Source organism: Cardinium endosymbiont cBtQ1 of Bemisia tabaci, from assembly GCF_000689375.1.
Taxonomy (GTDB): Bacteria; Bacteroidota; Bacteroidia; order Cytophagales; family Amoebophilaceae; genus Cardinium.
In genome coordinates this window covers 20,186-34,869 of sequence record NZ_CBQZ010000005.1, presented here as the reverse complement: position 1 = coordinate 34,869, position 14,684 = coordinate 20,186, and the positions used below count along the sequence as shown (strand labels likewise).

General features: G+C 37.0%; 12 protein-coding genes. 8 read left to right on the top strand and 4 right to left on the bottom strand.

The annotated features are described in order from the left end of the window. Nucleotides 1–30: 30 nt before the first annotated feature. A complete protein-coding gene (locus tag CHV_RS03935; RefSeq protein WP_034577511.1) occupies nucleotides 31–792 on the bottom strand; it encodes an RNA methyltransferase in 762 nt (253 codons plus the stop codon). Nucleotides 793–1,246: 454 nt separating this feature from the next. Between CHV_RS03935 and CHV_RS03930 the strand changes: the two genes are divergently transcribed. Next, the gene (locus CHV_RS03930) at nucleotides 1,247–2,122 is read left to right on the top strand and encodes an IS982-like element ISCca1 family transposase (protein ID WP_034577510.1); all 876 of its coding nucleotides are present in this window, start codon (nucleotides 1,247–1,249) and stop codon (nucleotides 2,120–2,122) included. Nucleotides 2,123–2,270: 148 nt separating this feature from the next. Here CHV_RS03930 and CHV_RS03925 read toward each other — a convergent pair whose 3' ends face one another. Continuing rightward, the gene (locus CHV_RS03925) at nucleotides 2,271–5,165 is read right to left on the bottom strand and encodes a hypothetical protein (RefSeq protein ID WP_034577509.1); all 2,895 of its coding nucleotides are present in this window, start codon (nucleotides 5,163–5,165) and stop codon (nucleotides 2,271–2,273) included. 372 nt (nucleotides 5,166–5,537) lie between these two features. On the opposite strand from CHV_RS03925, the gene rpsU reads away from it, so the two are divergent. From rpsU to CHV_RS03890, 7 genes are all read left to right on the top strand, one after another. Continuing rightward, a complete protein-coding gene (rpsU, locus tag CHV_RS03920) occupies nucleotides 5,538–5,732 on the top strand; it encodes a 30S ribosomal protein S21 (protein WP_034577507.1) in 195 nt (64 codons plus the stop codon). 27 nt (nucleotides 5,733–5,759) lie between these two features. Continuing rightward, the gene (locus CHV_RS03915; protein WP_034577505.1) at nucleotides 5,760–6,662 is read left to right on the top strand and encodes a tyrosine-type recombinase/integrase; all 903 of its coding nucleotides are present in this window, start codon (nucleotides 5,760–5,762) and stop codon (nucleotides 6,660–6,662) included. Between the two features lie 133 nt (nucleotides 6,663–6,795). Then, nucleotides 6,796–8,004 carry an ABC transporter permease gene (locus CHV_RS03910; RefSeq protein ID WP_034577500.1) on the top strand — a complete coding sequence of 403 codons (1,209 nt, stop codon included), beginning with the start codon at nucleotides 6,796–6,798 and terminating at the stop codon, nucleotides 8,002–8,004. Nucleotides 8,005–8,073: 69 nt separating this feature from the next. Next, nucleotides 8,074–9,279, top strand: coding sequence for an ABC transporter permease (locus CHV_RS03905; protein WP_034577499.1), 1,206 nt, complete (start codon nucleotides 8,074–8,076; stop codon nucleotides 9,277–9,279). A gap of 2 nt (nucleotides 9,280–9,281) precedes the next feature. Further along, complete coding sequence (locus CHV_RS03900; RefSeq protein WP_034577498.1) at nucleotides 9,282–10,376, top strand: efflux RND transporter periplasmic adaptor subunit; 1,095 nt, start codon at nucleotides 9,282–9,284, stop codon at nucleotides 10,374–10,376. Nucleotide 10,377: 1 nt separating this feature from the next. Then, on the top strand, nucleotides 10,378–11,037 hold the full coding sequence (locus CHV_RS03895) for an ABC transporter ATP-binding protein (RefSeq protein WP_034577497.1): 660 nt from the start codon (nucleotides 10,378–10,380) through the stop codon (nucleotides 11,035–11,037). 23 nt (nucleotides 11,038–11,060) lie between these two features. Continuing rightward, complete coding sequence (locus CHV_RS03890; RefSeq protein ID WP_034577496.1) at nucleotides 11,061–12,356, top strand: TolC family protein; 1,296 nt, start codon at nucleotides 11,061–11,063, stop codon at nucleotides 12,354–12,356. Between the two features lie 23 nt (nucleotides 12,357–12,379). Here CHV_RS03890 and CHV_RS03885 read toward each other — a convergent pair whose 3' ends face one another. Beyond that, nucleotides 12,380–13,459 (bottom strand): LptF/LptG family permease, encoded by a 1,080-nt coding sequence (locus CHV_RS03885; protein ID WP_034577495.1) that lies wholly within the window; start codon nucleotides 13,457–13,459, stop codon nucleotides 12,380–12,382. 5 nt (nucleotides 13,460–13,464) lie between these two features. Next, on the bottom strand, nucleotides 13,465–14,589 hold the full coding sequence (gene tgt, locus CHV_RS03880; RefSeq protein WP_034577493.1) for a tRNA guanosine(34) transglycosylase Tgt: 1,125 nt from the start codon (nucleotides 14,587–14,589) through the stop codon (nucleotides 13,465–13,467). Nucleotides 14,590–14,684 lie beyond the last annotated feature (95 nt).

Below are 14,684 nucleotides of genomic sequence, written 5' to 3'. Positions count from 1 at the left end.
ATAGACAGATGGACTTTTTGGTTAGATGGTTTAGCGCAAAGCCATCTTCCAGTGGTCGCATAAAACAGCTGTAGCGATAGCTGCATTCAAAGAATTGGCGGTGCCATACCTAGGTATAGAAACCGTATCTGTAACCACCGCTTGTATGGCAGGCTGAATCCCATGGGACTCGTTCCCAATGACCAATATGCCATGGTCTGGGAAGACAAAATCGTGTACCGGTTTGCCCTCTACCATAGCCCCTACAATAGGTAGCTTTGCATTTTGAAAATAGCTTGGCAGATCTAGGTAATGTAGGTTCACCTTTAGAAAAGAGCCCATGCTGGCCTGGAGTACCTTTGGGTTATATAGATCCACAGTTGTTTGTGCACAAAGTATGGTGCGTATGCCATACCAATCTGCTATACGGATAATCGTCCCTAAATTTCCAGGATCTTGTATACCATCCAATGCAAGGGTTATACCCATTAATGGTAAATGGGGCGCAGTAGGCTTCGGTAGGGCCGCAACGGCCAGTACTTCATGGTTATGGACCAAAGCCCCTAACCCAGAAAGGAGCTCCTTCGACGCCTCAAATACTTCAATCGTGTTGGGAAAAGTTGCAACAATATTTTGATTTTTTAGAAAAAAAGAAGGGGTACCCACGACACATTTTATGGCATAATCCGAAGCAAGCAACGCCTCCATACCCTTTTTGCCTTCTAAGACAAAAGAAGCTTCCGCCAGGCGATGCTTTTTAAGGGCCAACTGACGAATAAATCTAGCTTTATTTTTACTCAAGGTAGGGTACATATATCGCTTACCACCTTACTTACGAGCGTACTTGCTTTTTACATAACGAAACAACAAATAATGGATTGCAACGATGCATGGCACTATAGCAATTTTTAATATAAAAACCAATGACAAGCAAGATAAAAAGAATAATAGTATCGCAATTAGGAAGCCAGTTTTAAATGAAACCATAGACCAAAAATTGAAAAAACGTATATAAACGACAATAACGAATAATATAAATATTACAACTATTTTCGAAACCATCCAAAAAAAGTTCTCTTGTCTCTATAGGGGGTAAAGGTTGATACCATTGCAATAGATTTTTAAATTTTAGGATAAAAAAGTCAGATTACATTTCATTAATAACCTGAACTCTGGATTAGATTTTCATATTTGCGTATAAAGAAGCTTCTTTGAGTTTTAAATTTAGGTGATTGAAAATTACCTCTAAAAACTAAAGGAGCCGCTTATGAATGTAGACAAATTAGTAGAAATATATTATATGGTAGATGAGTTTTTAATAAAATTTATGCCTTATATGGAGAAAAAGCTGTTAACAGAGCCCACAAGAAAACCCACTAGAACTTGTTCTCTTAACTTAAGCGAAATAATGACTATACTAATTGCTTTTCATCTAATAGGTTTTAGAAATTTTAAGATGTATTATATTCATTTAGAGCAATTTCACTCAAGTGAGTTTAGAACATTAGTGAGCTATAATAGATTCATATCACTAGTAAAAAGAACGTTAGTTCCTATGTATTTCTTTACGCATAGTCTTTCTAAGACAAGAACAGGTTGTTATTTTATAGATTCAACAGCCATTAAAGTTTGTAAGGTACAAAGGGCTTGTTCTAACAAAGTATTTAAATCAATAGCTACTAAAGGTAAAACAACAACTGGCTGGTTTTTTGGGTTCAAGTTACATTTGATTGTAAATGATTTAGGTGAAATTATGAATTTTACACTTACCCCAGGTAGGGTCAAGGATAGATTCCCTGCAAAAAGTTTATGCAAAAATTTAATCGGTAAAGTATTCTCGGATAAAGGCTATATCAGCAAAGAATTATTTGAAAAACTTATGGAAAAAGGAATAGAGCTCATTACCCATATCAAGAAAAATATGAAAAATGCTTTTATGCCATTATGGGATAAATTAATGCTTCGAAAGAGATCCATCATTGAAACCATCATCGATCAGCTTAAAAATATTAGCCAAATAGAACACTCTAGACACAGAAGCATACCTAATTTTATTGTCAATTTAATAGCTGGTATTACTGCTTATGGGCTAAAAGAGAAAAAACCGGCTATAGATAATATATATACAACTGGTTTACAATAATTCTAATCCAGAGTTCAGGTTAAAAGTTTAACTTGTATGTATCGTTTAAGGTTTGTATTTTATCTTTTGATTATTTTTTTGTCCGTTGTCCGATTTTTTCGGTCCACTATACCATGCTACTAAAAAATTAACTGTATAGATGCAGCCATCAACAGCTTTTAGGATTGAACTTTATACTCAAATGAGGGATTTCAAGCTTGAAAATCCACTGACCATTTTTCTTTTTAGCACAAGGAAAATCCATAGAAATGTTAAGAGGATAAATATTTTTATTAGATAGTAATCTACTTAAAAAATTCAATTCTAGGCCAAAGGTATCGGGATTTTGGTTGGTAGCTAGCGTTGCATAATAACCATTTATCCATATATCGTTTAAAAACCAAATCAGTGGTATGCCACACTCTGGATAGGCTAGAGGCAAACCATATTTAAATTTAACGTTTTTAATCACCTGATTCCACTTATTGTTTGGATTTTTTAATCTTTCAAGTTCAATAATTGGATTTAGCATAAAAATAAAATAGTGGTGGTGCTGAATTCCTGGAAAATAGCATACAAGATTAAAATAACATTTATCTCTATCGTAAACATTATTTTCATAAAGTGCTCTATGTCTAGAAAAGTGTACATTAAGTACTTGCATCCAGGGTGGATATCTATCTTTTTTACTTTGCATGGAGTAGTTTTTTATTTTTAAAAAGCAATCTGTGTTAAACAAGCCTTTTTTATCAAAAGGCTCCTTTAAATTAAATACAACGCCTAAAGATGCTTTGCCTAAGCAGTTTCCTAAAGTAAAGTAATAAGGAAGTTTTATACCTAACCCTAATGTTCTTTCCCAATATGGCTTTGCTTTTCGCTTTAGGTCATAATCATAAAGTACATAAAGTGATTTTTCTTCGATATTATACCGCGTACCTGTAAGGTTTACATTAAAGATTGGATAAAAGCTTCTATACTTTACTTGTAACCTTATTTCAGTCGTTGAAAAAATAATATATTGATTACTAGGTTTAATAAATAGGCTAAAATAAGGGGTAACTTTTAGATTATCCTGTAAGTTTACTAATGTAAAAGGCACCATGCCTAGCGACTTATCCTGCCAGTTGGGTGCTAACTCTATGCCCTTATAAGCTATATTATCTATTCCAAAACGGTATTTAGAAACAGGATATTGATGGTTGGGAACTTTTTCCAGAATATCACCATTCTCTTCTTGTACAACTAATGGTTCGTAGTAAGCTACAGACCTATCCTCTACCTCTGTTAGCGGTCTCCACAAAAGAGGATCAAAAGGCATGGCGGCTATTTCCATACCATTTTTAGTATAATCACTGAAAATAAGTTGATTGGTTATAGGGTCTACCATTCCCAAATAGGCTCCATATTTTCTTGAAGTAACTTGAAAGCAAGCTTGAGTAGGTAAATGGATGGCATAAATATTATCAATGCCATTGTAGGAGCTGTTATAGAGTAAGTAGTCTTTATATAGTTTAGGATAACTTCTATGCTCGTAGGTGTAAGGCAAGAGTATTTCTGTTTTACCTGTATCGGTATTGATGCGTACAATACTATTTTTTTGATCTTTGGTTTTTACCACTACTATGTCTGAAGCACTAGACCAACTGGGGGTTAAATAATAACCATTATCCGGATTATCTATTTTTTTAACCACTTTACCAGACTTTTTTTCTAAAACCACTAAAAAATGGTTATTGGCTTCATCAGATGCTACCGCAACCAGTTGGCGGGTATCAGGACGCATAGCTAGTGCATTATACCTACTGCTCGCCACAAGGGTTCGCCTTTTTCTTTGTTTAAAATCATAATGTTGTAACCGAATGGTTTGCTGTTTTCTTTTCCAAGGATGGGGACAGGTTTCTAGCCAAACTGCGCACCCTTGGCCGATCGCAAAAGTAGATGGCACAAACGTATCACTCCTATTTATAAAGTAAAAGATCGTTTTATCCTTTCGAAAAGGTGAAACTATATTTTTTGGTAGGGTCGGCTCAAAGGGAGCAATCGTAACCTGTACCAATTGATCACGCAACCCTATACCTCTTTTACAGGCCATCAAGTTGCCTGATGCGTCAATAAATGGCTGCATATAATCGAAGCTATCCCCTGCTTTTTTAAAGGTAAGTTGGTTAGCAGGCGTAATTTTTAGCCCTTCTAACTGTTTTTGCCAACCAACTAATAATTCTTGATTCATATCATGGTACACTTCCAGTATTGACTTTTTAGTAACCTTTTTTATGGCATGGTAAAATCCAAAAAAGGGCACCCCTTGAATGGTTTTTTCAAAAATAGATTTGATGGCATTTGGACCATAATTTCTTCGGATATGTGTAGTAAAGTAATAACCTATGTGATATTCAGATGTTATCTCATGTTTCAATGAGCCAAATATTTGTCTTTCAAAACTAGCTGCGCCCCGTTCTAGCAGGTTAACTTTGTATAACTTTTCCCAGCCAGGTAAGCGCCCTCGACCACTTTTTGTAAGTGCGGTTTCTATACCAACTGCATCACCTTCTTTGAAAAAATGGGGCACACTAGAGTAATTAACCAAGTTGCCAAAAAAATAGAAAGGCTTGAGCCAAAAAGGTGTACTATGGTATTCAATACTATGTTGTACCGCATGTCTAAACTCATGTATACACAACATATTTAACCAATCCTCATTTCCAATAAAATAAGGATCATGGGCATAGAAAGTATACATCTTTATATGACGTGGCATATTGGTAAAGAATGCGTTACACTCTGTAGATCGATTATCGATCCACAAACGAATAGGACTAGGATATACCTCCAATGTTTTACATACAGGTTTGTATATGGTTTCTAATGTGTTCGCTATACGCTCGGCCGAGTTGGTTAGATTTTTATAAAATCCTATATTAAAATGGGGTGTTGTTATTTTTTGAACTTCCTTAGCTTGGCTTTTTAAGCCAAGCAATGTAAAGCATATACAATGGATAATTGTAATCAAATATTTTTGTTTTTTTTCTTTGAAAGCGATCCACAAAAAATAATACAGAAACATAAACAAGTAGTTAAGTGATAATAGCCTTTTATTGGAGATGAGATAGGATAAAAACAGAAAAAATTAGTTTGATGTCATTATACCTAAAGGTTAACTCCAACGGATTAACCAACCGTTTTCCCATAAATTAAGAAAAATTGGTAGACATAGTGTTTTAAAGATGCGATATGACCAAAACATATGACAGTGCACTAAAACTCCAGAATGGATATGCTTCTTCATATATCAGCCCATACAATTTATGAAAATAGCGAGTAAGCTTTAAAAATAGCCTATTTTTATTAAAGGAACCTTGTGCTTGCTCTATTTTTAGAGTAGATTTATAGTTAGATTTGCATGGTGTACCCATTTTAATAACAAACTAAATAAAATATGATTGTTGTAGAAGTAAAAGAAAACGAAGCAATAGATAGAGCGCTTAAAAGATTTAAGAAAAAAGTAGAACGCGTAGGCGTGCTCAAAGAGGCCAGGAAACGTATGGCCTATACAAAACCCACTGTAAAGAGAAAAGCGAGAAAATTAAAGTCCATCTATAAGTACCGCATGTTATATGGCCACAATGGATAAGTCTGGTATCTAGTTTAATTTGCAGTAATGGATAATCAATCATTGCTTACCCTTTTTGTAACCTATTTAACAGTAGAAAAAAGAGCAAGTCCACATACCGTTACGGCCTATCAAACAGACTTAATTCAATTTATAGGTTACCTTTCTGAATATATTCCTAAAAAAATAGTTACGGAAGTAACAGGACAGGATCTGCGTAGCTGGATTATGTCTTTGGCTAAGGAGGGACTTATCCATTGTTCTATTAATAGAAAAATGGCAGCGATACGTAGTTTTTATACTTTTTTGCAAAAAAGATCGCTGGCAACAGGTTGTCCTACAGCCTCACTTAAAAGTTTAAAAGGGAAACAAAGGTTGCCGATCTTTTTTCAAGAAAAGGAGCTGATCTCTTTCTTAGACAAACAACCGTTTCCCATTCATTTTGCTGGTTTGCGCGATCGGTTGATTTTAGAGCTGCTATATGGAACAGGTATGCGGTTGTCTGAACTAATCGCCCTTTGCCAAAAGGCTATCAACCTTACAGATGCAACGGTTAAGGTAATAGGAAAGCGCGATAAAGAACGGATCATTCCTTTCCCACGGCCACTTATGCCATTGATCACTGATTATATATTGGAAAAAGAGCGAGTAGGTTACCATTCTACCCCCCAACTCATCGTAACCGACCGAGGAAATCCCTGTTATCCTATGTTTATTTACCGAGTAGTAAAGAAATATTTGGCCCCTACTACACGCGCTAGTCAACACAGCCCCCATATATTGCGCCATACTTTTGCTACGCACTTGTTGGATAAAGGAGCTGATTTACAGTCTATTAAAGAATTATTGGGCCATTCCAGTTTGGCGGCTACCCAAATCTATACCCACAATTCTCTGACGAGATTAAAAGAAATTTTTAAAAAAGCCCATCCTAGAGCAGAGGAAAGTTGATGCCATGATATGGTTTTTAGCCATGAAAATAACCTAAAATTCCATAGATTATAGCTACCTATATAAATTATGTTTTTTATATATTTTGTATTAGATTTGATCGCTTGTTTTGGTTACTCTACTGTACAATCTTATGCTTTTATATGCTTTAAGAGAGGCCGCACAGAGCCTCAACACCCATAGATCCCGCACCTTCTCTATGGGCTTTGGCATATGGTGGGCTATTTTTATACTGGTATTGATATTGGGTGTGGGCAATGGATTTCACCATGGTGTTTCCAATGCATTTGCAAAGTATGGCACGAAAACGATGGTTATTTGGGGCGGTAGCACCGCTGGTAATCATCACCCTATTCCGACTACAATGGTTGGAAACTTGGCCAAAGCTTTTCCTTCCATTCAGCATCTTAGTCCTATGTTAGGATGCAATAGTCCTGTAAAGTATGCCTTCCAAAAGGTTGATACACAGATTTGGGGATGTGATCCTTCCTATGCCTTATTAACCCATCTGCCGATCCAGGAGGGACGTTTTTTCACCCTACGTGATGCAGTAGCTGTACATAATATTTGCGTCATCGGCATAAACATTAAAGAAAAATTATTTGGTGCAGCCTCTGCTATTGGGAAATATATTTTTTTGGGAGATATGGGCCTACAAGTAGTGGGTGTACTAGATGCATTTAATGGAATGTATAATGAATCTAATGCATTATTGCTGACCAATAGTTTGTTTAAACAAGTATTTCCCAAGTATAGTGATCATGTAAATTCTATTCGCCTTACGTTGGTACCAACTGCTCGTGAAGAGGTCGTAGCATCACAGTTTCGTTCTTATTTTGGCCGCCACTTACATTTTGATGTGCAAAATACAAAAGGACTTGGTCTATTTAGTCTTACCAAACATGCCAATAAATTTCATAGATTTTTTAACAACCTAGCTATTTTTAATGCCATTATAGGCATATGTCTCCTCCTAACCGGTATGGTAGGCATTAGCAATATGATGCTTGTGACTGTTCAAGAAAGAACACAAGAGCTGGCTATTCGAAGGGTATTGGGTAGTCGCTCTACAGAAATTGTCTTGATGATTTTATGGGAAACTGTTATGGTAACCTTTGTAGCGGGTATGATTGGCTTTACAGCAAGTTTTTCGCTTATGCAGTTGCTCAATCAATGGGTCGTTCCATTATGTCAAACCTATTACCTATCTACTTTGACCTGTTCGCCTGAGTCGATCTTTGTCGGATTGGGATTCATTACCTTAAGCAGCTCATTAGCTGCCATTGTGCCCGCCATCAGAGCGGTAAAGATAAAGCCTATAGAGGCATTGAATCGCAAATGATTCAGATCGCAGGGGTTTGCTTTTAATACTAAAATTTCCTTTTCCGATAAAGGGATTGTATATTTATATATGTTTGGTTATCAAAGTTTTTTAGAGGTTTTTCATAGCTTAAAAGCACATAAAACAAGAACCGCTTTTACCGGATTTGGTGTAATGTGGGCCATGTTTATTTTGGTGCTTTTGCAAGGAGCAGGTACTGGATTTTACAATGGTATGGTGAAAAAGTTTCAAAGCTATAGCAGCCAAGTGATGTCCATTTATGCAGGCCACGGATCAACTGGTGCAATCCACTTAACCGAAGCACTAACCGAGGAGCTAGCCGTTCATTTGAATGTTTTTGAAGAGATTATGCCTCTATTTGCAGCCCATTGTTCGGTTATATATGGACAAGCTGCACATAAAAGTAATGTATTAGGGGTGCGTGTGGGCTATGAAAAAATGAAACATTTGGAACTGGTAGAAGGGCGCTTTTTTAGTGAACGTGATGCAATACAAAAACTTCCAGTCTGCCTACTAGGTTTTAAAATGAAAACGAAAATATTTGGCAACCAATCAGCAGTTGGAACCTTTATCACAATAGATGGTACCACCTTCTCTGTAATTGGCGTATTAGAAGCAACCGCTGGTCAGGATGACCATCAGGTAATTATCCCAAGCAGTTTATTTAAAGCATTGTTTCCGCGTAATGCAGAAAGTATTGATTGCATGATCTCAACTTTAGCGCCCAAACAAAATCCTATAAGGGTAGAAAAAAAAATTCGGGCTTATTTGGCTAGACGGCTCAATTTTGAAGCGCAAGATAAACAAGCACTGTATATAAGACATCTATCTAAAGAAGCCAGACCTTTCCAAATACTCTTTGTAGTAATGCAAGGATTTATTTGGTTCCTTGGCCTCTGTTTTTTAGTCAGTGGAGTGGTAGGTATAGGTAATATGATGCGTGTGGTCGTAAAAGAGCGTACACAAGAATTGGCCATTCGTAAAGTGATGGGTGCGCAATCAAGTGATATTATGGGCTTAATTTTACTAGAATCGATCATCATTAATTGCATTTCTGGTGTCTTAGGACTAGGGATCGGTATAACCATGCTCCAGTGGATGAATACCTATCTATTGCCTATCATCGAAAAATATGGCATCGCTCATTTTGAATTTCACTCTTCTATGGCTGTATCTGCCTTAATTGTTCTGATATTGTCTGGTTGTCTAGCCGGCATTATCCCTGCAAAAAGAGCATTATACATTAAGCCAATAGATGCTTTAAACAATGAATAAAAATGCGTACAATCAGTAAATTTATTTTAACCACTGGTCTTATAGCTGGGGGCGTTTTTGCTTATTCTAGGGTCTATAAAGTCAAATGGAGCAAGTTCCATCAAGTAACTTTTAAAACCACCCAGCCTACGCGCAGAACGATTATTCGAAAAAAAGTTTTTTCCGGTACCCTTATACCTCATAAAGAAATTAATTTAGAAACGCATCTTACAGGTGTCGTAGATAAATTATGGGTAGAGGTGGGGGATCATGTGCAACAAGGTACCAAGATTGCTCGTATTAAAATACAGCCCAACCCAAAAGAGGTTGAGGAAGCAACCAGCAAGTTGCGTTTGGCCTCTATTAATCTAAATCAAGCCAGAGCAAAATACTTAAGAAGTAAACACCTTTTCACCAAAAAGATGCTAGCCAAAGAAACGTATGAAGCAGCTTTGGCATCTTGGGAACAAACCAAAGAAGCATTTGCTTCAGCCCAGAAAGCATTACAAATATGCCAACAAGGCTATACCCATGCAAAAGGAGCAAATGCCAACCTCATTAAGGCTACTACAAAAGGAACCATTTTAGCCTTACCCGCTAAGGAAGGTAGTATGGTACAGGCCACCGGTAGCAATGCCCGTGGTACTACAGTGGCTATTATTGGTGATATGGATCGTTTTTTGTTTTCAGCTCAAGTAAGTGAATTAGATGTGGCTGATTTAACCAAAGGGATGACCTTTATCGCTTCATTAAATGCCTTTAATGAAGTAAAATTACAAGTTACGTTAACTAAAATTGCACCAAAAGCAAGTCAAAAAGGATTAAAAAATGGAGAAATTAAATTTGAAATAGAAGGGCTGGTGCAGCAGCCTAAAAAGTCAAAAGTTACCTTACGTGCAGGTTATTTAGCACTTGCAGAGGTAGTAGTTGGACAAGTAAAAAATGTCCTGACTGTTCCAGAAAGCATGATTCAAATGGAAGGGAAGCATTGTTTTGTAAAGTGTTTGCATGAAGGTAAAATAGTTCCCAAAAATGTAGTATTAGGACTATCAGATGGGCTTTATGTTGAAGTAAAAGAAGGCCTTACAGCAGCAGACCACTTAATTGTAGAAACCTAGCATGATTCAGATTCAAGATTTATATAAATGCTATCAAAATGGTACGGTTACTAGAAATGTGCTAAATGGCATAAATTTTTACCTTGAAAAAGGAGACTTAGTTGCTTTAATGGGGCAATCTGGTGCAGGGAAGTCTACCTTGTTGAACATTATTGGCATACTAGATCATTATGACCATGGAAATTACCATCTTAATGGGGTCCATATAAAAAATCTTTCTAACCAACAGGCTAGTAGATATAGAAGCGAATTAATTGGTTTTATTTTTCAACGGTTTCATTTAATTCCTTTTAAAACGGCTTTAGAAAATGTAGCACTACCTCTTTATTACCAGGGTATAGAAAGAAAAGAACGGTACAAACGTGCATGGGCTATGCTAGATCGAGTTGGCTTGTCTGCGCATGCCCATAATAAGCCAAATGCATTGTCAGGTGGTCAACAACAAAGGGTGGCCATTGCACGTGCACTGGTAACCGATCCTCCTTTAATCTTAGCAGATGAACCAACCGGCGCCTTAGATAGCAGTACAGCCCATGAAATCATGGCCTTGCTAAAGGAAATGAATAGAGAAGGGAATACGATTCTTATCGTTACACATTCTCTACAAGTAGCACGACAGTGTAATGGTATTCAAGAAATTATAGACGGAAAGATTATTTAATAAAAAATTCACTAAACATGTCGATGATTCAAAAATTGATTATACGATTTAGTATGATGTGCACCATTCCACTTTTGATCTATGATGTTGCACAAGCAAAAGACCAGCCAATAAGTTTAGAAGCAGCCATAGATATGGCCTTAAAAAATAATTTGAACATTCAGATAGCTGAAAATACAAAAAAGCAAGCCATCCTTTCCACTAAGATAGACCATTTTCGTTTATGGGCACCTCAGGTAACTGTAAAGATTGACCAAGTAAACACCTGGAAATCGAAAGCTTCCATATATCAAATTCAATCTATACCTGTTTTTACCTTAGAATGGCGACTTACATCACTGTTTGATAAAATTTTTCAAGCTAGAATAGCTGGTCAAAATAATGCTGTTTGCAAACTAGTGGCAAAAAAAGCAGTGGAAAACGAATTACAGGAAGTCGTTTGTCGCTATTATGCATTGGCCTTGGCACAAAAAAAGTGGGCATTATCGAATAATCTGATGAAGCTAGCAACAACTAGATTGAAAACAGAGCAAGAAAAGTTGCGGGTGGGACTTATTTCCCAAATAGATTGTTTGGATGCGCAACTAGCGCTTAAAAAGGTAAAATTAACCTTATTAGAGCGGCAAGAAGTGTTGAAAGAAAAGCGCAGAAGCTTCAACATAATGGTTGGTAAGCCGCTTAATGAAGCAACATGCGTGCAATCCAATATTCCCATTCAACCTATATGGGATATAAAGGCTGTTGGGAAAGAAAAAGCCGTTGATTTAGACACTGCCATACAAGCAAAAAAAGTAGCCATAGCCGCTACCAATTTAAGTAGGGCCAAAGCCTATCCACTTGCTTGTTTCAATCTGTTCAATAATTTTCGCTCAACTGGCTACTCATATGATTTAAAAGATAAAAGGTCTGAAGAGGGTAAGCCTAGCCAATGCACTGTGGGTATTGGCATTAGTATTGATATAGCTACCTTATTATTACTGCCTGCAACCGTTAAAAAAGCAAAGATTGCATTGCATAATGCAAAATTTGCCTTAACACAAAAAAAATTAGCTATAGAAGGTGGTCTAGAAGATAAAAAGTGGCAGTACCACCATGCTTTAGGTGCATACAAAGTAGTAGAAGCACAACTGAAAATAAGTAAACAAAAATTGACTTTTGTAAGAGAAAAATATCGTTTGAATCGGTCAAAACTACTTGAACTTCATGAAGCAGAAGAAGATACGCAAAAAATAGAAATTGATTTAATAGAACAGGCTTTTAAGGTAAAACAAACAGAATTTGATCTATATCGCATGGTGGGTATGTTGCACCAGGGATAGACTGAACAAGAGTAGTTACGTATTTACTTGGATACCAGTCGGTAAAAAATGATACATAAAACAGAAAAAACAATATTGGGCAACCATATGTCCAACAGTGGGTGTTGACTTTGTGTCTCGGCTACAATTTTAGCAGATAAAAACAGGACTATATAAAAACAACCCAGTATGACGCCCAATGTAATACGCCTTCCTACCCCCCCTCTGGGCTTATGTAATGCTACTAAAAAACCCAACACAATAAGAATAAGAATAGCAAAGGGTGTCATACAGCGAATATGTTGCTCGGCTATGAAAAAACGTACACTTGCATGGCCCTTGTAGATCAATTTTTGAATGTGTTTTGCCAATTCAGGAAGGGTTAAGCCGTCTTTTAAGTTGGGGTTAATGGAAAAATCTTCTGGATCTACTGCTAAAGAAATGGTTAGGTTGTCTCCTGTTATAACCTCTTCATGTCTTGGAAAAAAAATACGTTTTTGCCAAGATCGTACAATCCATGTTTGATCTTTTCCATTCCATTCCATTTTTTCAGCACATAGCCGTTCTATCAGGATATTATTTTTAAAAGTGTCTAAGCTAATATCATATCCGGTATTACTGTAACCATAGTACTTGCCGATGTGTAGGTATTGATTAGGGCCTACCTTAAGCTGTATATAGTCTGACTCAGCCAAACTACCCATGCCCATGTCGAGGTATTCTGTTTCAAACCGAACACGTGCTTTATTCACATTGGCCAATAACCAACCTGTGAGGTAAAAATTGGCTCCAGTAAGCAAACAGGCAATGATTATATAAGGTCTTATGATGCGATGCAAACTAATCCCACCACTTAATAGTGCAATAATTTCTGATCGTTTTACCAGCCTAGTCGTACACCATATAGTAGTAGTAAAAACAATCAGAGGGGCTACAAGATTGACTAAATAAAGCGCCAATACACAGTAGTAATTGAATACCTGCTGAAAAGTAAGGTGATGCTTTTTAAAATTGCTTATATTATCCACTAGATGGATAACGATAAAAACTAAAATAAAGATGGTAAGAATCACCCAAAAAGCAGAAAAAAACTTTTTAAAAATGTACCGATCTAGTAGCTTCATTTTGATTAGATTTTTTCCATAATGGTTTTAACCATATGGTTTTTCCATGCAACAAAGCTATCCTGCTGAATCTGCTCTCTAGCTTGACGGACCAGCCATAGATAAAAATTTAAATTATGGACGCTGGCCAATTGCGCACCCAATAATTCTTTAGAAGTGATCAAGTGGCGTAGGTAGGCTTTTGAATAATAGCCACTAACTGGCCCACCTAATGCGCCATCTATAGGGCTAAAGTCATATGCCCATTTTTTATTTTTAATGTTTACAATACCCTGTGTGGTAAATAGCATACCATTCCGTCCATTGCGCGTGGGCATTACACAGTCAAACATATCTACACCTAGGGCAATACACTCTAAAAGATCCAAGGGTGTACCAACCCCCATTAAATAGCGCGGCTTGGACCTAGGTAAAATAGAACAAACTAGCTCTGTAATTTCATACAGTTGACCGTCAGGATGGCATACGCCTCCTATGGCATTACCAGGCCTGTCTGCTGCAGCTATGGTTTCAGCCGATTGAATCCGTAAGTCCTTATAGATACTACCTTGCACAATTGGAAAAAGTGCTTGATGGGCATGCTGATCCGTTAAGGTAGCATCAAAATAGTTTATACCCCTTTTGAGCCAGCGATGGGTACGTTCCATAGAAGCCTTTGCGTAGTGGTAACTACAAGGATAAGGGGTGCATTCATCCAGTACCATCATGATATCAGAACCAATACTTCTTTGAATATCTACTACAAGTTCTGGTGTGAATAAATGGCTAGATCCATCTATATGGGAACGAAAGGTAACCCCTGCTTCTCTCAGCTGACGACGGTCTGCTAAAGAGTAGACTTGATAGCCTCCACTATCGGTTAATATTGGTCGATGCCATCCCATAAAGGAATGGAGTCCTCCTGCTTTATCCAATACTTTAGTACCTGGACGTAGATAGAGGTGATAGGTATTGCCTAAGATGATATCCGCATTGATCTGGTCACGTAGTACGTCCTGTGGAATGGATTTTACCGATCCTATCGTACCTACTGGCATAAAGATAGGTGTACGAATGGTGCCTTTACTAGTCGTGATCAGCCCTGCTCTAGCTTTGGAATACTGATCTTCATGTGTTACCGAAAATTGCAATGCAGTATGGATGGTTATATGTATGGACTAAACTACAAAGGTAGAGAAGACCCTACTGAACAAAAAATTTCTTTTAGATTTTGGGTCAAATATAT

Bases quoted from the DNA above. Each gene is read 5' to 3' on its own strand.
- CHV_RS03885 (WP_034577495.1), bottom strand. From the start codon at position 13,459: ATGAAGCTACTAGATCGGTACATTTTTAAAAAGTTTTTTTCTGCTTTT.
- CHV_RS03915 (WP_034577505.1), top strand. From the start codon at position 5,760: ATGGATAATCAATCATTGCTTACCCTTTTTGTAACCTATTTAACAGTA.
- rpsU (WP_034577507.1), top strand. From the start codon at position 5,538: ATGATTGTTGTAGAAGTAAAAGAAAACGAAGCAATAGATAGAGCGCTT.
- CHV_RS03890 (WP_034577496.1), top strand. From the start codon at position 11,061: ATGATTCAAAAATTGATTATACGATTTAGTATGATGTGCACCATTCCA.
- CHV_RS03905 (WP_034577499.1), top strand. From the start codon at position 8,074: ATGTTTGGTTATCAAAGTTTTTTAGAGGTTTTTCATAGCTTAAAAGCA.
- CHV_RS03925 (WP_034577509.1), bottom strand. From the start codon at position 5,165: ATGTTTCTGTATTATTTTTTGTGGATCGCTTTCAAAGAAAAAAAACAA.
- CHV_RS03930 (WP_034577510.1), top strand. From the start codon at position 1,247: ATGAATGTAGACAAATTAGTAGAAATATATTATATGGTAGATGAGTTT.
- CHV_RS03895 (WP_034577497.1), top strand. From the start codon at position 10,378: ATGATTCAGATTCAAGATTTATATAAATGCTATCAAAATGGTACGGTT.
- CHV_RS03900 (WP_034577498.1), top strand. From the start codon at position 9,282: ATGCGTACAATCAGTAAATTTATTTTAACCACTGGTCTTATAGCTGGG.
- CHV_RS03935 (WP_034577511.1), bottom strand. From the start codon at position 792: ATGTACCCTACCTTGAGTAAAAATAAAGCTAGATTTATTCGTCAGTTG.
- CHV_RS03910 (WP_034577500.1), top strand. From the start codon at position 6,796: ATGCTTTTATATGCTTTAAGAGAGGCCGCACAGAGCCTCAACACCCAT.